General features: G+C 67.9%; 15 protein-coding genes and 1 tRNA gene. 13 read left to right on the top strand and 3 right to left on the bottom strand.

Going from position 1 to position 17972, the window contains the following annotated elements; genetic code table 11:
- Window positions 1-75 precede the first annotated feature (75 nt).
- The 6 genes from FS787_RS15250 (at window position 76) to FS787_RS15225 (ending at window position 5747) form a co-directional block, all read left to right on the top strand.
- On the top strand, window positions 76-1353 hold the full coding sequence (locus tag FS787_RS15250) for a pseudouridine synthase (protein WP_144673650.1): 1278 nt from the start codon (window positions 76-78) through the stop codon (window positions 1351-1353).
- 2 nt (window positions 1354-1355) lie between these two features.
- On the top strand, window positions 1356-2465 hold the full coding sequence (locus FS787_RS15245) for a prephenate dehydrogenase (RefSeq protein ID WP_144673648.1): 1110 nt from the start codon (window positions 1356-1358) through the stop codon (window positions 2463-2465).
- Window positions 2465-3193 (top strand): (d)CMP kinase, encoded by a 729-nt coding sequence (gene cmk, locus FS787_RS15240; protein ID WP_144673646.1) that lies wholly within the window; start codon window positions 2465-2467, stop codon window positions 3191-3193. Before FS787_RS15245 ends, cmk begins: the two co-directional genes overlap by 1 nt.
- A gap of 85 nt (window positions 3194-3278) precedes the next feature.
- Window positions 3279-3959, top strand: a complete 681-nt coding sequence (locus FS787_RS15235) for a 1-acyl-sn-glycerol-3-phosphate acyltransferase (RefSeq protein WP_144673745.1) — start codon at window positions 3279-3281, stop codon at window positions 3957-3959.
- A complete protein-coding gene (der, locus tag FS787_RS15230; RefSeq protein ID WP_144673644.1) occupies window positions 3956-5506 on the top strand; it encodes a ribosome biogenesis GTPase Der in 1551 nt (516 codons plus the stop codon). The genes FS787_RS15235 and der overlap by 4 nt, the downstream gene beginning before the upstream one ends.
- 164 nt (window positions 5507-5670) lie before the next feature.
- Window positions 5671-5747: transfer RNA gene (locus tag FS787_RS15225), tRNA-Pro, on the top strand.
- Between the two features lie 115 nt (window positions 5748-5862).
- Here the strand turns inward: FS787_RS15225 and FS787_RS15220 are convergent.
- The gene (locus FS787_RS15220) at window positions 5863-6732 is read right to left on the bottom strand and encodes an Fpg/Nei family DNA glycosylase (protein WP_144673642.1); all 870 of its coding nucleotides are present in this window, start codon (window positions 6730-6732) and stop codon (window positions 5863-5865) included.
- A gap of 145 nt (window positions 6733-6877) precedes the next feature.
- Here FS787_RS15220 and gcvH point away from each other — a divergent pair, with 145 nt between their 5' ends.
- The 5 genes from gcvH to FS787_RS15195 all read left to right on the top strand — a co-directional run bounded on the left by gcvH (window position 6878) and on the right by FS787_RS15195 (window position 10005).
- Window positions 6878-7264, top strand: a complete 387-nt coding sequence (gcvH, locus tag FS787_RS15215) for a glycine cleavage system protein GcvH (RefSeq protein ID WP_056431139.1) — start codon at window positions 6878-6880, stop codon at window positions 7262-7264.
- 153 nt (window positions 7265-7417) lie between these two features.
- Window positions 7418-7894, top strand: coding sequence for an FHA domain-containing protein (locus tag FS787_RS15210; protein WP_144673640.1), 477 nt, complete (start codon window positions 7418-7420; stop codon window positions 7892-7894).
- 23 nt (window positions 7895-7917) lie between these two features.
- Window positions 7918-8634, top strand: a complete 717-nt coding sequence (locus FS787_RS15205; RefSeq protein WP_144673638.1) for a MerR family transcriptional regulator — start codon at window positions 7918-7920, stop codon at window positions 8632-8634.
- Entirely contained in the window at window positions 8634-9137 is a 504-nt protein-coding gene (locus FS787_RS15200) for a bifunctional nuclease family protein (RefSeq protein ID WP_144673636.1), read from the top strand. The genes FS787_RS15205 and FS787_RS15200 overlap by 1 nt, the downstream gene beginning before the upstream one ends.
- Before the next feature lie 271 nt (window positions 9138-9408).
- Entirely contained in the window at window positions 9409-10005 is a 597-nt protein-coding gene (locus tag FS787_RS15195; protein ID WP_144673634.1) for a MerR family transcriptional regulator, read from the top strand.
- Window positions 10006-10132: 127 nt separating this feature from the next.
- Here FS787_RS15195 and FS787_RS15190 read toward each other — a convergent pair whose 3' ends face one another.
- Window positions 10133-10981, bottom strand: a complete 849-nt coding sequence (locus FS787_RS15190) for a ParA family protein (protein ID WP_144673632.1) — start codon at window positions 10979-10981, stop codon at window positions 10133-10135.
- A 313-nt stretch (window positions 10982-11294) separates the two neighbouring features.
- Between FS787_RS15190 and FS787_RS15185 the strand changes: the two genes are divergently transcribed.
- Window positions 11295-14690 carry a pyruvate carboxylase gene (locus FS787_RS15185; RefSeq protein ID WP_144673630.1) on the top strand — a complete coding sequence of 1132 codons (3396 nt, stop codon included), beginning with the start codon at window positions 11295-11297 and terminating at the stop codon, window positions 14688-14690.
- Window positions 14691-14764: 74 nt separating this feature from the next.
- Here FS787_RS15185 and FS787_RS15180 read toward each other — a convergent pair whose 3' ends face one another.
- Window positions 14765-16585, bottom strand: coding sequence for a long-chain fatty acid--CoA ligase (locus tag FS787_RS15180; RefSeq protein WP_144673628.1), 1821 nt, complete (start codon window positions 16583-16585; stop codon window positions 14765-14767).
- Window positions 16586-16876: 291 nt separating this feature from the next.
- Here FS787_RS15180 and FS787_RS15175 point away from each other — a divergent pair, with 291 nt between their 5' ends.
- Window positions 16877-17968 carry an ROK family glucokinase gene (locus FS787_RS15175; protein WP_144673626.1) on the top strand — a complete coding sequence of 364 codons (1092 nt, stop codon included), beginning with the start codon at window positions 16877-16879 and terminating at the stop codon, window positions 17966-17968.
- Window positions 17969-17972 lie beyond the last annotated feature (4 nt).

The following is a 17972-nucleotide window of genomic DNA, read 5'->3' as shown; positions in this document are numbered from 1 at the left end:
CCGGGGCGCTGTTCGCCCCAGCCTGCGGGTGCTGTCGGGAGACAGTGGCCGTGGACAACAAACGAAGGACGGGTCATGACACAGGCGGGACGCCAGGGTTCACCACGTAACAGTTCGGGACGCAACAGTGCCGGACAAAACAAAGCACAGGGCTCCGGCCGCGGCGCACAGGGCTCCGGCGGCGGCGCCCAGGGCGGCGCAGGCCGCAGCGGCGGAGCCGACTACAAGGGCGGAAGCCGCGGCGGGGGAGCCGGCTACAAGGGCGGCAGCGACCGCCCCTTCAAGCACCCCAAGCCCCGCGAAGAGGCCTTCATCGATCCGGACCTGCAGGGACCCGACGGCGCGCCGTCGGCAAGCCGCTCCGCCTCCGGGGACTGGAAGTCCAAGGCGCCCTCCGGCAAGGAAGCGGCCCGCAAGGCTGCCGCCCGCAAGCCTGGCTTCGGCAAGGCCCCCGGCACGCCCGGGGCCCTCAAGCCCAAGCCGCGCATCGGCGCCGGGGCGGCCAAGGCCACCGGTTCCCGAGCCTTCGGCAGCGAACGCTTCGGCCAGAGCCTCGGGCCCGTGCGCAAGCCGGCCCGCAAGCGCGGCCCCCGCGCCGAGGTTCCCCAGTCCGAACTGCACGACCAGGACGGCATCCGCCTCCAGAAGGTCATGGCATCGGCCGGCGTCGCCTCACGGCGTGTCTGCGAAGAAATGATCGCCGAGGGCCGGGTTGAGGTCGACGGCCAGGTGGTCACCGAGCTCGGTGTCCGCGTGGACCCCAAGTCCGCCGTGATCCACGTTGACGGTCTCCGCATCCAGCTGGACGAGAACATGGTCTACATGGTGTTCAACAAGCCCAAGGGCGTTGTCTCCACGATGGAAGACCCGGACGGCCGCCCGTGCATCAGCGACTTCGTCCGCAACAGCCACGGCGAACGCCTGTTCCACGTCGGGCGCCTCGACGTCGCCACCGAGGGACTGCTGCTGCTGACCAACGACGGCGAACTCGCCAACCGCCTGACGCATCCGTCCTACGAAGTGCCCAAGACCTACCTCGTGCAGGTCCGCGGCCCGTTCCCGCAGGGTATCGGCGCCGAGCTGAAGGCCGGCGTGGAACTCGAAGACGGCATCGCTTCGGTGGACTCCTTCAGGCTCGTTGACTCCACCCCGGGCCACGTGCTGATCGAGGTCGTGCTGCACTCGGGCAAGAACCGGATCGTCCGCCGCCTGTTTGACGCCGTCGGTTTCCCGGTGCTCCGCCTGGTCCGCGTGAAGGTCGGGCCCATCGGCCTGGGCGACCAGCGCCAGGGCAGCATCCGCAACCTCGGCAAGCAGGAAGTCGGCCACCTGCTGGCATCCGTAGGGCTGTAGGCATGTCCGCCTTTCGCACCCACGGCCGCGGCCACCTCAACGGCCCGGTCGTGGTCGTGGGGACCGGGCTCCTTGGCACCAGCATCGGTCTGGGCCTGCGGGGCCGCGGAGTGGCAGTCTTCCTCTCCGACCCTTCGCCCACCAACCAGGCTGTCGCCGTCGACATCGGCGCCGGCCTGCCTTTGGCGCGCCTTGACGGCGAGCAGCCGGAACTCGTAGTGGTCGCCGCACCGCCGGATGTCACCGCGGACGTTGTGGAACGCGCCCTCAAGGACTACCCCGAGGCTACCGTCGTGGACATCGCCAGCGTCAAGGCCGGCATCCAGTCCGAGCTCCGGGCCCGCGGCGCCGACCTCGGCCGGTACGTGGGCACCCACCCGATGGCGGGCCGCGAAAAGTCCGGTCCCGTCGCCGCCCGCGGCGAACTGTTCACCTCGATGCCGTGGGTCCTGTGCCCCTCGGAAGAGACCCTTCCGCAGGCCCTCAAGGCAGCGCGCGCACTGGCCGGGGACCTCGGCGCCGTCGTCTCCGAGTTCGGGGCCGAGGAACACGACGAGGCGGTGGCGCTCGTCTCGCACCTGCCCCAGGTGGTGTCCTCACTCGTGGCCAGCCGGCTGCAGGGCACACCCCTGCATGCGCTGTCCCTCGCCGGCAACGGACTGCGGGACGTCACGCGGATCGCAGCGAGCGACCCCACCCTGTGGGTGCAGATCCTCGGGGCGAACGCGGACAAGGTCGTGGAAATCCTGCACGGGGTCCGCGAAGACCTCAACCGCCTCATCGGCACGCTCGAGAACCCGACGGCGCCTGGCGCCCGGCTGGACCTCGCACAACTGATCAGCGAAGGCAACGCCGGGCAGTCCCGCATCCCGGGCAAGCACGGCGGACCGCCGCAGGCGTACTCCTGGCTGACCGTCCTGGTGGACGACACACCCGGGCAGATCGCCAAACTCCTGACGGAGATCGGCGAGATCGGCGTCAACCTCGAGGACCTCCGGCTGGACCACTCCTCGGGACAGAACGTGGGCATGGTGGAAATCTCCGTGCTGCCCAACAAGCACGAAATGTTAATCGAAGCCCTCAATGACCGCGGATGGCGGGTACTCCAGTAATGACCCAGGAACTTATTGAAACCGTGGACATCCTCCGTCCCGGGAAAAGCCTTGTCGTCGCAATCGACGGGCCCTCCGGATCAGGCAAGTCCAGCGTCAGCAAAGAGGTGGCACGCCGGCTCAAGCTGGCCTACCTCGACACCGGTGCCATGTACCGCGCCCTGACCTGGTACTGCCTGGACAGCGGCACGAATCTGGACGACGGCGCCGCCGTGGAAACGGCCGCCGAGAACCTCCCGCTGGAAATCAGCACGAGCCCGCTGGAGGAATACGTCCGTGTCGGCGGCACCGACGTCACCCACGCGATCCGGGAGCCCTCCATCTCCGCCGCCGTCAGCGCCGTCGCCACCACCCTCGGCGCCCGCACCGAACTGATCCGCCGGCAGCGCGAGCTGATCGAAAAGCACCACCGCCGCATGGTGGTCGAAGGCCGGGACATCACCACCGTCGTCGCGCCCCATGCCGAAGTGCGGATGCTGCTCACGGCGAGCGAGGAGGCGCGGCTGCGCCGCCGGGGCATCCAGCTCGGCGGGAGCCAGAACGCCGAACAGCTCGCCGCGCAGGTAACCCAGCGCGACGCGAAGGATTCGACCGTGGTGAACTTCACCCGGGCCGCCGACGGCGTGGTGACGCTGGACTCCTCGGAGCTCGACTTCGCCGAGACTGTCGACGCCGCGCTCAGCATCGTGAACGGTGTTATCAACCATCAGGCCCTTAACCGTGACTGACGCCGGGCAGCGGCGCGACATGTCTCCTGCCGGAGCGTCCGACGCCACGGTGCCGGCCCGCTGGACCACGCTCTGGAGCCGGCCTGTGGGCTGGACCCTGAACCACGTCCTGTACCGGACCTCGGTGACCGGCCGCTCGAACGTCCCGGCCACCGGTCCGGTGATCTTCGCCGGCAACCACATCAGCTTCCTGGACGGACCGGTGATGTTCGGGGCATCCCCGCGTGCCATGCACATCCTGGTCAAGAAGGAGATGTTTAAGGGTTTCCTCGGCCGGGTGCTCCGGGCCTCCGGCCAGCTGGCGGTGGACCGCACGGGCGACCGGGCGGCCCTCCTGACGGCCAAGAGCGTGCTGGACGCCGGACGGTGCGTCGGCATCCTTCCCGAAGGAACGCGGGGGAGCGGCGAAGCCTCCGCCATCAACAAGGGCGTCGCCTGGCTCGCGCTGAACTCCGGTGCCACCGTGGTCCCCGTGGCCATCCTTGGCACCCGGACCGGCGGAGAACACCTCGACGCCGTTCCGCGGCTGCGCCGGCGTTTGCACGTCAGCTTCGGCGGAGCCCTCAACGTCAGCCGCAGGCCCGGCGAGACCGGGCGTGTTTCAATGGACAGGGCCGGAACCGAGATCCGCGCCGCGCTGGCCCGCCATGTCCAGGACTCGATCCAAAGAACCGGGCAGCCCCTGCCCGACGCGGATTCCCCGCAAGAACGTCATGAAGCAGCAGCCGGGACGCCGGCAGATCACCCCATAAGGAAAGTGCAATGAGCGATACGACTCAAACCTCCGGCCCGTTTGGCGCCGGCGAAGACGAATACACGCCCACCGGCACGGACCAGGTGGCCGAACACCTTGCCGCCCTGGACGATGAGGAAGCCGAGCTCCGCGCGGCCTCCCTCCGGGCCGGCCTGGACGACTACGAGCTGGATGAAGACGACGCCGCGCTCCTGAGCGGCGAGTACGATGACGAGGATTTCGACGGCCCGGTCAAGCTTGACCCCGTCCTGGCGATCATCGGCCGGCCCAACGTGGGCAAGTCCACCCTGGTGAACCGAATCCTCGGCCGCCGCGAAGCCGTGGTGGAAGACACCCCCGGCGTCACGCGTGACCGCGTGATGTACTCGGCCACGTGGAACGGCCGGAACTTCACGGTGGTGGACACCGGCGGCTGGGAGCACGATGCCCGCGGCATCCACGCCCGTGTTGCCGAGCAGGCCGAGATGGCCGTGGAACTCGCCGACGCCGTGCTGTTCGTCGTCGACTCCGCCGTCGGCGCGACGGCCACGGATGAAGCCGTGGTCAAGATGCTTCGCCGGTCCAAGAAGCCGGTCATCATGGTGGCCAACAAGGTGGACGACTTCGCGCAGGAAGCCGACTCGGCAACCCTCTGGGGCCTCGGTTTCGGCGAGCCCTACCCGGTCTCGGCTCTGCACGGCCGCGGGGTCGCCGACCTCCTGGACCACGTGATGGACACGCTGCCCGAGTTCTCCACCATCGAAGGCCTGGAGCGTTCCGGCGGTCCCCGCCGGATTGCCCTGATCGGGCGTCCGAACGTCGGCAAGTCCTCGCTCCTGAACAAGCTGGCCGGCTCCGAACGCGTTGTGGTGGACAACACCGCCGGCACCACCCGTGACCCGGTGGATGAGTTCATCGAGCTCGGCGGCCGCACCTGGCGTTTCGTGGATACCGCCGGTATCCGCCGCCGCCAGCACATGGCGCAGGGCGCCGACTTCTACGCCTCGCTGCGAACGCAGAGCGCCCTTGAAAAGGCGGAGGTCGCCGTCGTGCTTCTCGCGGTGGACGAGGTGCTCAGCGAGCAGGACGTCCGCATCCTGCAGCTGGCCATCGAATCCGGCCGTGCCCTGGTCCTGGCGTTCAACAAGTGGGATCTGCTGGACGACGAGCGCCGCACCTACCTGGAGCGCGAAATCGAGCAGGACCTGGCCCACGTGGCGTGGGCGCCGCGCGTGAACATTTCGGCGCTGACCGGCTGGCACAAGGACAGGCTGGTCCCTGCCCTGGACACCGCCCTGGAGAGCTGGGACAAGCGCATCCCCACGGGCCGGCTGAATGCCTTCCTTGGCGAACTCGTCGCGGCGCACCCCCACCCGGTCCGCGGCGGCAAGCAGCCCCGCATCCTCTTCGGCACCCAGGCCTCCAGCCGTCCGCCGAAGTTCGTGCTCTTCACCACCGGATTCCTGGACCCGGGCTACCGCCGCTTCATCACCCGCCGGCTCCGTGAAACCTTCGGATTCGAGGGCACCCCGATCGAGGTCAACATGCGTGTACGGGAAAAGCGCGGCAAGAAGCGCTAATTCCGGACCGCCCGCCGGGGGAAAAGTTCCCGTGACAGGCCAAAAGTGTCACGGGCACCCTCCGGGATCGTGTAAGCTTTTCAAGGTGGTTCGGCCGGACTGCTCAGATGAAATCTTCTGGAGACACAGGGGATGGAATCGGGAGCGGAGAACGGCGGAACCAGCGGGCTGTAGCGCAGCTTGGTAGCGCACTTGACTGGGGGTCAAGGGGTCGCAGGTTCAAATCCTGTCAGCCCGACCAACAGAAAGTACCCCGTCATTCCCTCTCAGGGAATGGCGGGGTTTTCTGCTTCCCGGCGCGGCCCTCCGGCACAGCTCTCAGGACAGCGGTATAGGACACACCCGGGCCGCGACGCTTATTTCAGGAACCGGGACGTCCGGCGGTCGGCCAGGATCTTGCCCTGCGTCTGGCAGCCGGGACAGTACTGCAGGGCCGTATCAGCGAACGACACCTCGCGGACGGTGTCCCCGCACACCGGACACGCTTCACCGGCCCGCCCGTGGACCCGCATGTGGCTGCGCTTCGTGTCCTTGAGTTCAGCGGGCGGCTTCCCGCCGGCTTCCCGGAGGGCCGTCCCGAGCACGCTGTGGATGGCGTCGTAGAGCCGCTGGACCGCCTCCCGGTCCAAGGACTTCGCCAGGGCGAAGGGCGATATCTCGGCCGCGTGCAGGATCTCGTCGCTGTAGGCGTTGCCGATGCCGGCCATCACGCTTTGGCTCCGCAGCACACCCTTGATCTGGTGCGCACTGGCCGCGAGGATGCCCGCCAGGGTGTCGGCGTCGAACCCGTCACTGAAAGGATCGGGCCCCAGTGCGGCGATTCCGGGAACGTCGGAGGGGGCCCGGACTACATAGACCGCCAGGCTCTTTTTCGTTCCGGCCTCGGTCAGGTCGAGGCCCAGCGGGCCGGAGCTGCCGGCAAATGTCAGCCGCGCCGCGATGTAGCCCTTGCCCGGTTTCAGCGGGGTATCGGTGGGCGCTTCGGTAAAGCGGACCCAGCCGGCCCGCGCCAGGTGGAAGACAAAGAACAGCCCCTCGGCTTCCAGGCTGACGAATTTGCCGAAGCGGCGCACGCCGGTCACTGTCCGGCCCTCCAGCGCGGAGAAGGGCGGATCAGCGGTTTTCAGCACGGCGAAAGAGACGATCTGGACCTTTGTGACGAGGGCGTCCCGCAGGTGCGCGTCCAGAAAGTCCGCGAGGGCCGCCACTTCCGGAAGCTCTGGCATTGCCTAGCCGATTTCGGCGTTTTCGGTCATCGCTTCATGATGCCAGAGTCCTCCCCGGGCTGCCCGGATATGCCTATACTTTCAGCGGCGGACAGTTCAGCTGGCCGCCGAAGACAATGGTGGTTGACCCGATGAAAGGCCCGTCATGAGCATCATTCCCGAAGAGCTGTCCTACACCGCAGAGCACGAGTGGGTTTCCGCTCCGAACGCCGACGGTGTGGTGCGCGTGGGTATCACTGATTTTGCCCAGGACGCGCTGGGGGACGTCGTGTACGCGCAGATGCCGGAGGCCGGCACCGCGATCAAGGCAAACGACGTCATCGGCGAGGTCGAGTCCACTAAGAGCGTCAGCGACATCTACGCCCCGGTCTCCGGTGAAGTGGTGGCCCGGAACGAGGCACTGGACACCGATTCCGCCCTGATCAACTCGGATCCCTACGGTGAGGGCTGGCTGATGGAAATCAAGCTCGCGGAGGCCGACGCGATCGAGTCACTGCTCAGTGCATCGGAGTACGAACAACAGGTAGGCTAAAGCTAAAGGCCATTCGGGCCGGGGCGTTGGGATAACTGCTGGGAAACCAGCCCAACAACGCCCCGCCGGAAGGCCGGATCCCGGATTTGCGAGGCTTTTCCGGACGGCATGCGTTGTTTGCAGGGGGGACACCTGCAGCGAATGGAGGAATCAATGTTTGGGCACGAACGCAACAACACCGGTGACGGTTTTGGCACGGGTGGAGTGAAGGCTTCGGAGACCACGTCGATCAACCTCACCCCGGTCCGCGACGAACCCACCGTCGCCCCGAAACTCTCGGCTGAGGAGCGGGCCGCCGTGGAGGCGCTGCCGTATGGCTCCGCCCTGCTGGTGGCGCACAGCGGACCCAACACAGGCGCCCGTTTCCTGCTGGACTCGGACGTCACGACGGCGGGCCGTCACCCGGATGCCGACATCTTCCTCGACGACGTCACGGTTTCCCGCCGTCACGTCGAGTTCCGCCGCACGGCGCGCAGCTTCGAAGTGGTGGACACCGGAAGCCTGAACGGCACCTACGTGAACCACGACCGCGTCGACAGCGTGGAGCTGAAGTCCGGCAACGAAGTGCAGATCGGGAAGTTCCGCCTTACCTTCTATCTGAGCCCTGCCCGCGCAGCAGGCAACGTCTGATTCCGGGGTAGCTGCCTGTGGCCATGGCACAAGCGGAACGGCGCGGACCCCAGGTTCTGAACATCGGGGAAGTCCTGGCTCAACTGAGCGACGATTTCCCCAGCATGACCGCGTCAAAAATCCGGTTCCTCGAGGAAAAGGGTCTGATCAACCCCCAGCGGACCCCGGCCGGATACCGGCAGTACGCCGAGAACGACGTCGAGCGTCTGCGCTTCGTGCTGTCCCTCCAACGGGACCAGTACCTGCCGCTGAAGGTCATCAAGGACTACCTTGATGCGATCGACCGCGGGGAACGCCCCGAGAACCTGCCCCCGGGTGTCACGGTATCGCCGCGGATTGTTTCCGAGGAGCTGGCCTCCGAACTGCACAACCGGGTCCGCCGGCTCAGCGAGGAACAGCTCCGGGCCGAGTCCGGGGCGAGCGTTCCGCTGGTCGAATCGCTCCTGAGCTTCGGCCTGATCGGGCATGTCAACGGCAAATTCGATGAGAACGCCCTCCAAGTGGCCCGCGCCTGCGTTCAACTGGAGCAACACGGCCTGGAACCGCGGCACCTGCGGCCTTTCCAGGCCGCCGCCGAACGGGAGTTCGGACTGGTGGAGCGCGCGGTGGCCACCCTGACCTCCCGCAAGGACGCCGCTTCCCATGCCCGGGCCGCCGAAGCCGCCCGGGAGATCAGCGAACTGTGCCTGACGCTGCACCGTGCGTTGGTTCAGGACCGCATCTCGAGGATGGACATCTGATGATTGAGGTGGAAATTGTAGGCGTGCGGATCGAACTGCCGTCTAACCAGCCGCTCGTCCTGCTCAAGGAAATCCACGGGGAGCGGCACGTGCCGATCTGGATCGGCACGCCCGAGGCCAGCGCGATCGCCCTGGCCCAGCAGGGGGTGGTGCCGCCGCGCCCGATGACGCACGACCTGCTGATCGACGTCGTCGAGTCCCTCGGGCACAACATCGTCAGCGTCAACATCGTGGCCGTGGAGGACAACATTTTCTACGGGCAGCTTCAGTTCGAGAACGGCACCACCGTCAGCTCCCGCGCCTCCGATGCCCTGGCACTCGGCCTCCGGGCCAAGTGCCGGATCTGGTGCGCCGACGCCGTGATGGAGGAGGCCGGAGTCCGGATCACCGAACACGACGAGGGCGAAGACACCCATCCGGGGCCGGCCGTCGACGAAGAGGGTGAGCTGCGCAGGTTCCGCGAGTTCCTCGACGACGTCGAGCCTGAAGACTTCGCCGGTTGAGCGGGCTGGCGCCCCGCAAAGCTTAAAGTCGAGGATGAAAGTTTCGACACGCCCCGGCAATACCCCGAACGTCTTTGACCTTGGGCCCCGGCAGGCCTAACGTCAGAAGTACAAGTTCCCATTGCATGCAACAGCCGCTCAGGTCACACTGGAAGGTGCAGCCCCGGCAGAATTACACGGATGAATTTTATCCACCTGTGGTTCGTTTTAGCTAGGCGTAACCGGTTGTTGGTGCATTTTCCGCAGGGGAGCCATGACAAGGAGGAACCACGTGAGTCCTAAAGGCGAAGCAGGCGAGCTGAAGCAGCCCTCGACGGCTGGTGTAGCCGTGCCCGCTAGCGGTGCCCAGGGCCTGCTGTTCACCGAGGACCTCCCTGTCCTGGACGAGGACGCGGGCTACCGCGGTCCTACCGCCTGCAAAGCGGCCGGCATCACGTACCGCCAGCTGGACTACTGGGCGCGTACCGGTCTGGTGGAGCCCGCCGTCCGCGGCGCTGCCGGCTCCGGTTCCCAGCGACTCTACGGTTTCCGCGACATCCTGGTTCTCAAGGTGGTCAAGCGCCTCCTCGATACCGGCGTCTCCCTGCAGCAGATCCGCACCGCCGTCGAGCACCTGAGGGAGCGCGGCGTGGAGGACCTTGCCCAGATCACGCTTATGAGCGACGGCGCCAGCGTGTACGAGTGCACGTCGGCGGACGAAGTCATCGACCTCGTCCAGGGCGGCCAGGGTGTCTTCGGCATCGCCGTCGGCCGGGTCTGGCGCGAAGTGGAAGGCAGCCTCGCGGCCCTTCCCAGCGAGCACGCCAGCGACCAGACATTTCCCGACGACGAACTCAGCAAGCGCCGGGCCGCCCGCAAGATCGGCTAGGCTGCAGGCCCGCGAGCAAATCCACGAACGGCGAAGGCCGCCTTCCCAAGGGGAGGCGGCCTTCGCCGTTGAAGCGTTCGGGGGCCCGCCGGGCGTCTTTCGGCCCCGCCGGGGCGGGCGCATCCGCTTAGCTGTGGACACGCTCCCGGACCCGGGCGCCGGCTTTCCGGCGGTCCGTGTCCAGCACGTTCACCAGCAGGGCATCGAACAGGGCGGCGGCGTTCTTCGCCGATTCCCCCGGCCAGTGGTGGATGGAGTGCGCGGCGCCCTGTATCTGCTGCCAATTGGCCTGCTCCGGGATGTGCGGGGAAAGCAGCAGCCCGCCGAACATGGCCTCCATCTCTGAAAGCCGGAAGGTGTGCTCCGCGGAGCCGGTGCGCACCCTGTTGGCGACGATCCCGGCGGGGGAGAGGTTCGGGGCGAATTCCTGGCGGAACAGCTGGATGGCGCGCATGGTGCGTTCCGTGCCGGCGACCGAGAACAGCCCGGGCTCGGCCACGAGCGTGACTTTGTCGCTGGCGGACCAGGCCATCCTGGTGAGCCCGTTCAGGGAGGGCGGGCAATCCACCAGGACCAGCTCATAGTTCTGCGCACCGGCCAGCACGGTGGAGAGCCGGCGCAGGTCGCGGCGGCCCAGGTCGGGGCGGTCATAGATCCCCGTGTAGGCGGAGCCGACGGCCACATCCAGGACGGGTGCGGCGGAGCCGGGGACGACGCCGTTGGCGTGGGCCCGTTCCACCCAGCCGCTGGGGACCACGTTCTCGGCCAGGCGTGCCCGGCGGGGGGCCTTGAGCATCCGGCCGATATCCTGCTGGTCTCCCGGCCGGACGCCGAGGGCCGTGCTGGCATCCGCGTGCGGATCAAGGTCGACAACGAGGGTGGGGATGCCGGCGGCCAATGCCGCGGACGCCAATCCGGTGGTCACCGATGTCTTGCCGACACCGCCTTTGAGGCTGCTGATGCTTACTACTTGCACTTGAAAAACCAATACCTAACGCCGGTTGCCGGGACGGGGTCCTGCCGGCTCCTGCGTTCTCCGGAGCCGGGGCGAGCATGCGCCACCCACCCACTCATCATATGTTGCCGTCCCGGGGAAACCTGCCTCATCGGGTGCCGGGGCGGCAGATCATGGATAAGCTTCCACCAGGGGCGCAGGCCGCCCTGGCTAATCCGGTATCCCTACGTGACGCACGTCCCTGTGACGGTCGACACAATAGTTTGTGTTTGCCCGTTCACGTCTTGGACACTGTGACCAATTACAGATACACCCGCGATGATGCAGGAGAAGTATGTTTTCGAAGATTCTGGTGGCCAACCGCGGCGAAATCGCGATCCGTGCCTTCCGCGCCGGCTACGAACTTGGCGCCAAAACCGTGGCAGTCTTCCCGCACGAGGACCGCAACTCAATCCACCGTCAGAAAGCCGACGAGGCCTACCTGATCGGTGACGAGGGCCACCCTGTCCGGGCGTACCTCGACGTTGACGAAGTGGTGCGGGTGGCCAAGGAAGCCGGGGCCGACGCCATTTACCCCGGCTACGGCTTCCTCTCCGAGAACCCGCGCCTGGCCCGGTCCGCCGCCGCGGCCGGCATCACCTTCGTAGGCCCTCCCGCCGAGGTCCTGGAACTCGCCGGCAACAAGGTCGCAGCGCTTGAGGCGGCCCGCAAGGCCGGCGTGCCAGTCCTGAAATCCAGCCAGCCCTCTAAGGACCTCGATGAGCTGATCGCCGCCGCCGACGAGATCGGGTTCCCCATTTTCGCCAAGGCCGTCGCCGGCGGCGGCGGGCGCGGCATGCGCCGCGTCGACACCCGCGAGGCCCTGCCCGAAGCCCTGCAGGCCGCCATGCGCGAAGCCGACGCGGCCTTCGGCGACCCCACCATGTTCCTGGAGCAGGCGGTCCTCCGCCCCCGCCACATCGAGGTCCAGATCCTGGCCGACGCGGAGGGCAACGTGATGCACCTCTTCGAACGCGACTGCTCCATCCAGCGCCGCCACCAGAAGGTCATCGAGATCGCCCCGGCGCCGAACCTCGACGAAGGCATCCGGCAGGCGCTGTACCGCGACGCCGTGAAGTTCGCCAAGGCTCTGAACTACGTCAACGCCGGCACGGTGGAGTTCCTCGTCGACACTGTGGGCGAGAGGGCTGGCCAGCACGTCTTCATCGAAATGAACCCGCGGATCCAGGTCGAGCACACCGTCACCGAGGAAGTCACCGACGTCGACCTCGTCCAGGCCCAGCTGCGCATCGCCTCCGGAGAGACCCTCGCGGACCTGGGACTCTCCCAGGAGACGGTCCAGCTCAAGGGCGCCGCCCTGCAGTGTCGTATCACCACTGAGGACCCGGCCAACGGCTTCCGGCCCGACGTCGGCAAGATCACCGGCTACCGCTCGGCCGGCGGCGCAGGCGTCCGGCTCGACGGCGGCACCGTCTACTCCGGCGCCGAGATCAGCCCGCACTTCGACTCGATGCTGGTCAAGCTGACCTGCCGCGGCCGCGAATACCCGGCCGCCGTCGCCCGTGCCCGCCGGGCCCTCGCCGAGTTCCGCATCCGCGGCGTCTCCACCAACATCTCGTTCCTGCAGGCCGTCCTGGACGATGCCGACTTCATTGCCGGCAACGTGGCCACCTCGTTCATCGACGAACGCCCCGAGCTGCTCAAAGCACGGGTGTCGGCGGACCGCGGCACCAAGCTGCTGACCTGGCTTGCCGAGGTCACGGTGAACAAGCCCAACGGCGAAATCACCGTCCACAGCGATCCCGCCGCCAAGCTCCCGGCCCTGGACGAGGCCGCGGCCCAGCCGGGCTCCCGCCAGCGGCTGCTGGAACTGGGGCCGGAAGGCTTCGCGGCGGCACTGCGCGCCCAGGGCGCCGTCGCCGTCACGGACACAACGTTCCGCGACGCCCACCAGTCCCTGCTGGCCACCCGGGTCCGCACCCGCGACCTCGTGGCAGCCGGACCCGCCGTCTCCAAGCTCCTCCCGGAACTGCTTTCCGTCGAGGCCTGGGGCGGTGCCACCTACGACGTCGCCCTCCGTTTCCTGGGCGAGGATCCCTGGGACCGGCTCGCCGCACTGCGCAAAGCCCTGCCGAACGTCTGCCTGCAGATGCTCCTCCGCGGCCGCAACACGGTCGGTTACACCCCGTACCCGGAGGAAGTCACGGTTGCCTTCGTCAACGAGGCCGCCGCTACCGGCATCGACATCTTCCGCATCTTCGATGCACTCAACGACGTCAACCAGATGGCCCCGGCCATCCGCGCCGTCCGCGAGACCGGCACGGCCGTCGCCGAAGTGGCCCTGTGCTACACCGCGGACATGCTGGACCCGGACGAGACGCTCTACACCCTGGACTACTACCTCGAGCTCGCCCAGAAGATCGTCGACGCCGGCGCGCACATCCTGGCGATCAAGGACATGGCAGGCCTGCTGCGTCCCGCCGCCGCCGCCCGGCTGGTGTCGGCACTGCGCGAACGCTTCAGCCTCCCGGTGCACCTGCACACGCACGACACCGCGGGCGGGCAGCTGGCAACACTGCTGGCGGCCGTCGATGCCGGCGTGGACGCCGTGGACGTGGCATCCGCCTCACTGGCCGGCACCACCAGCCAGCCCTCCGCCTCCGCCCTGGTTGCGGCCCTGGCCCACACGCCCCGCGACACCGGACTGAACCTGGCCAATGTGTGTGCCCTGGAACCGTACTGGGAAGCCGTGCGCCGGGTCTACGCACCCTTCGAGTCCGGCCTCCCGGGACCCACCGGACGGGTCTACCAGCACGAGATCCCCGGCGGCCAGCTCTCCAACCTGCGCCAGCAGGCCATGGCGCTGGGGCTCGGCGAACGGTTCGAGGCCATCGAGGACATGTACACCGCGGCGGACCGCATCCTCGGCCGGCTGGTCAAGGTCACTCCGTCCTCCAAGGTCGTCGGCGACCTCGCCCTGCACCTCGTGGGCCTCAACGCCGATCCCGCGGACTTCAACGAGAACCCGCAGAAGTATGACATCCCGGATTCCGTGATCGGGTTCCTGTCCGGTGAACTGGGCGATCCTCCGGGGGGCTGGCCGGAGCCGTTCCGCACCAAGGCCCTGCAGGGGCGGACGGTGAAGCTCCGCGACGTGGAGCTCAGCGCCGAGGACAGTGCCGCGCTCAAGTCCGATTCCAAGACCGTGCAGCAGACCCTCAACCGGCTGCTCTTCGCGGGCCCCACCAAGGACTACCAGAAGAGCGTGGAGACCTACGGCAACCTCTCGGTCCTGGACACCCGCGACTACCTCTTCGGCCTGCAGCGCGGCGCCGAGCACGAGATCGAGCTGGAGAAGGGCGTCAACCTGATCGCGTCGCTCGAAGCGGTTTCCGAGCCCGATGAGAAAGGCATGCGCACCGTCATGTGCACGCTCAACGGCCAGTCCCGGCCGGTGTCGGTCCGCGACCGTTCCGTGATCAGCAACGTCAAGGCCGCCGAACGCGCCGACACCTCCCAGCCGGGCCAGGTGGCCGCACCGTTCGCCGGAGCCGTCACCCTGACCGTCAAGGCCGGGGAAGCGGTCAAGGCCGGCGATACCGTCGCTACGATCGAGGCCATGAAGATGGAAGCGTCCATTACGACGCCGGTCGCCGGCACGGTCTCGCGCCTCGCCGTCGGTGCGATCGAACAGGTCCAGGGCGGTGACCTGCTGCTGGTTGTCGAATAGCGGCAGCGAACAACCCCGAGCCGGACACACAAAGGGACCCTCCGCTGATGCGGAGGGTCCCTTTGCCGTTGTGCTTAGAGCTGGGTGGGACGCGGCGCGCCGTACATCTCCTCGATGACGTTCTCGAAGTCCTTCATCACCTGGGCGCGCTTGACCTTCATGGACGGCGTCAGGTGGCCGGAGGCCTCCGTGAAGTCGGCCGGCACGATCCGGAAGGACTTGATCGCCTCGGCCTGGGACACCGACTGGTTGGCGCCGTTGATGAGCTCCTGCACCGCGGCCTTGACCACCGGGTTGTCGGTGGCTTCGGCGATGGTGGTCGAGGCGGGCAGCCCGTGGCGGTGCAGCCAGCCGGGCAGGGCCTCCTCGTCGAGGGTGACCAGGGCGCCGATGAAGGGGCGGTTGTCGCCCACCACCAGCACCTGGGACACCAGCGCGTCCGCACGGATCTGGTCCTCCAGGAGGGCCGGCACCACGTTCTTGCCGCTGGCCGTAACGATGATTTCCTTTTTCCGTCCCGTGATGGTCAGGAAGCCCTGCTCATCGAGCTGGCCGATGTCGCCGGTGCGGAACCAGCCGTTGTCGAAGGCTTCGGCGGAGAGGTCCTCGCGCTTGTAGTAGCCGCGCATCACGCAGACGCCCTTGGCGAGGATTTCGCCGTCGTCGGCGATCTTCACGGCGTTGCCGGGAATCGGGGCGCCGACGGTGCCGATCTTGATGAGTTCCGGCGTGTTGACGGTGACGGGGGCCGTGGTCTCGGTCAGGCCGTAGCCCTCCAGGATCTGCATGCCGATGCCCTGGAAGAAGTGCCCCAGCCGCTCGCCCAGGGGGCCGCCGCCGGAGACCGCGTGGGCTACCTCGCCGCCCATGGCGGCGCGGAGCTTGCTGTAGACGAGCTTGTCGAAGACGGTGTGCTTGAGCTTGAGGCCCAGGCCGACCTTCCCGGCCTGCCGGGCGCGGGAGAACTCGATCGCGGTGTCCGCGGCGCGGTGGAAGATGGCGCCCTTGCCGCCGTCCTCGGCCTTGGTGAGCGCCGAGTTGTAGACCTTCTCAAAGACCCGCGGCACCGCGAGGATAAAGGTCGGCTTGTAGCTCTGCAGGTCCGGCAGGAGGTTCTTGATGTCGGGTGTGTGCGCGACGGTGACGCCGGCGGCCACGGCGAGCACCGAAATGAACCGCGCGAACACGTGGGCGAGCGGCAGGAACATGATGGTCCGGGCGTGCTCGTGGACGATCTTGTTCAGCGAGGTGGCCAGCGCGTTTTCCGAGAGTTCCACGAAGTTGCCGTGGGTCAGCTCGCAGCCCTTCGGCCGACCGGTGGTGCCCGAGGTGTAGATGATGGTCGCGAGGTCCGTGAGCGACGCCAGGCTGCGCCGGGCCTCCAGCTCCTCGTCGCTGACGGCCGCACCGGCGGCGCGGACCTCGTCGAGGCCCTTTCCTTCGAGCTGCCAGACGTGGGCCAGGTCGGTGAGCCCTTCCGAGGTGGCGGCCTGCCGGATGATGTCCTCGTGGTGGGCGGACTCGCCGAAGGCGGCGACGGCGCCGGAATCGCCCAGGTTCCAGGCAACCTGGGAGGGGGAGGACGTCTCGTAGATCGGCACCGACACGGCGCCGGCGAACCAGATGGCGAAGTCGATCAGCGCCCATTCGTACCGGGTGCGGGACATGATGCCCACCCTGTCGCCGGCCCCGACGCCGCTGGCCATCAGGCCCTTGGCGAGCAGTGAAACATCGGCCAGGAAATCGGTGGCCCGGATGTCCTGCCACTGTCCTGCGTCGTCCAGTCGGGAGAACAGGGCCGGGTTGGAGGCCTTGGCGGCCTGACGCAGGACCAGGTCCGTGACGTTCGATTCCGGGGGGACGGTGACCAGGGGCGGGACACTGATTTCTCGCACGTTAGCTCCTTTGATATCCATAGACCCGCGAGGGGTACGACTAACACTAGTATGTGGGCCGAGAGATGTGTGTTCCACCACATCTACTGGTGAGTAACCTTACGGTTTGGTAAAGCCGCGGCGCCAGCGGCGGGTCCCGGAGCAGGACCGGAGGCGCATGACCGGAGCCGCGGCTGCCGCCGTCGGAGCGCCGCCCGCCTGCGCGCGCCCGTCTGTCAGGTCATGCGCCCACCGGAGTGGCCGGGCGACGCGGCCCCCGCCGGGGCGCTCCGGAGAATAGGATGGGGAATCATGCACACACCTACACCCGGACAGCAGCCCGGCCCGTATCGCAGGACCGCCGCCTGGCGGCGCCGGACCCTTGCCGGGGCGGCTGCCGGACAGGCCGGCCACGGATTCCGGGAGCATCTGCGGCTTGGCCGGAAGGGCCTCGCCATCGGTGTGGACATCGGCGGCACCAAGGTCGCGGCCGGCGTGGTGGACGCGGACGGCAGGATCCTCGCCCAGGCCAAGCGGTCCACTCCGGGCAATGATCCCCGGGCGGTGGAGCAGGTCATTGTTGAACTGGTGGAGGAATTGGGCGCGGGCCACCGGATCTGGTCGGTCGGGATTGGTGCGGCCGGCTGGATGGACCTCGACGGCGGCACCGTGCTGTTCAGCCCCCACCTGGCGTGGCGCAACGAGCCGCTCCGGGACAACCTGCAGCGCCTGCTCCGCCGGCCCGTACTGCTGACCAACGACGCCGATGCGGCCGCCTGGGCGGAATGGCGTTTCGGCGCCGGGCAGGGCCAGAACCGCCTGGTCTGCATCACGCTCGGCACCGGAATCGGTGGTGCCATGGTGATGGACGGCCGGCTGGAACGCGGGCGCTTCGGCGTGGCCGGGGAGTTCGGCCACCAGATCATCATGCCGGGCGGCCACCGCTGCGAGTGCGGAAACCGAGGCTGCTGGGAGCAGTACGCGTCCGGCAATGCGCTTGGCAGGGAAGCCCGGGAGCTTGCCGCCGCCAACTCGCCGGTGGCCCAGGAACTGCTTAAAGCGGTGGACGGCCACGCGGAGCGCATCACCGGAGTGATTGTCACCGAACTGGCGAAGGCGGGGGACGCCACCTCCCGGGAGCTGCTCGAGGACGTCGGGGAGTGGCTCGGACTGGGACTCGCCAATCTCGCAGCCGCCCTCGATCCGGGCAAGTTCGTGATCGGCGGCGGACTCTGCGACGCAGGAGAACTGCTGGTGGGCCCGGCCCGGAAGGCCTTCGCCCGGAACCTGACCGGCCGGGGTTTCCGGCCCGCGGCGGAAATCGACCTGGCGGCCCTCGGGCCGAATGCCGGCCTGATTGGTGCTGCGGACCTGTCCCGGGTCAGCAGCCGGATGCACAGCTAGCAGC

This window comes from Arthrobacter sp. U41, from assembly GCF_007679325.1.
Lineage (GTDB): Bacteria > Actinomycetota > Actinomycetes > Actinomycetales > Micrococcaceae > Arthrobacter.
Note: the sequence above shows the minus strand (reverse complement) of the source record. Positions and strands in the feature narration are given on the sequence as shown.

Bases quoted from the DNA above. Each gene is read 5' to 3' on its own strand.
- FS787_RS15250 (WP_144673650.1), top strand. From the start codon at position 76: ATGACACAGGCGGGACGCCAGGGTTCACCACGTAACAGTTCGGGACGC.
- FS787_RS15245 (WP_144673648.1), top strand. From the start codon at position 1,356: ATGTCCGCCTTTCGCACCCACGGCCGCGGCCACCTCAACGGCCCGGTC.
- cmk (WP_144673646.1), top strand. From the start codon at position 2,465: ATGACCCAGGAACTTATTGAAACCGTGGACATCCTCCGTCCCGGGAAA.
- der (WP_144673644.1), top strand. From the start codon at position 3,956: ATGAGCGATACGACTCAAACCTCCGGCCCGTTTGGCGCCGGCGAAGAC.
- FS787_RS15220 (WP_144673642.1), bottom strand. From the start codon at position 6,732: ATGCCAGAGCTTCCGGAAGTGGCGGCCCTCGCGGACTTTCTGGACGCG.
- gcvH (WP_056431139.1), top strand. From the start codon at position 6,878: ATGAGCATCATTCCCGAAGAGCTGTCCTACACCGCAGAGCACGAGTGG.
- FS787_RS15210 (WP_144673640.1), top strand. From the start codon at position 7,418: ATGTTTGGGCACGAACGCAACAACACCGGTGACGGTTTTGGCACGGGT.
- FS787_RS15205 (WP_144673638.1), top strand. From the start codon at position 7,918: ATGGCACAAGCGGAACGGCGCGGACCCCAGGTTCTGAACATCGGGGAA.
- FS787_RS15200 (WP_144673636.1), top strand. From the start codon at position 8,634: ATGATTGAGGTGGAAATTGTAGGCGTGCGGATCGAACTGCCGTCTAAC.
- FS787_RS15185 (WP_144673630.1), top strand. From the start codon at position 11,295: ATGTTTTCGAAGATTCTGGTGGCCAACCGCGGCGAAATCGCGATCCGT.
- FS787_RS15175 (WP_144673626.1), top strand. From the start codon at position 16,877: ATGCACACACCTACACCCGGACAGCAGCCCGGCCCGTATCGCAGGACC.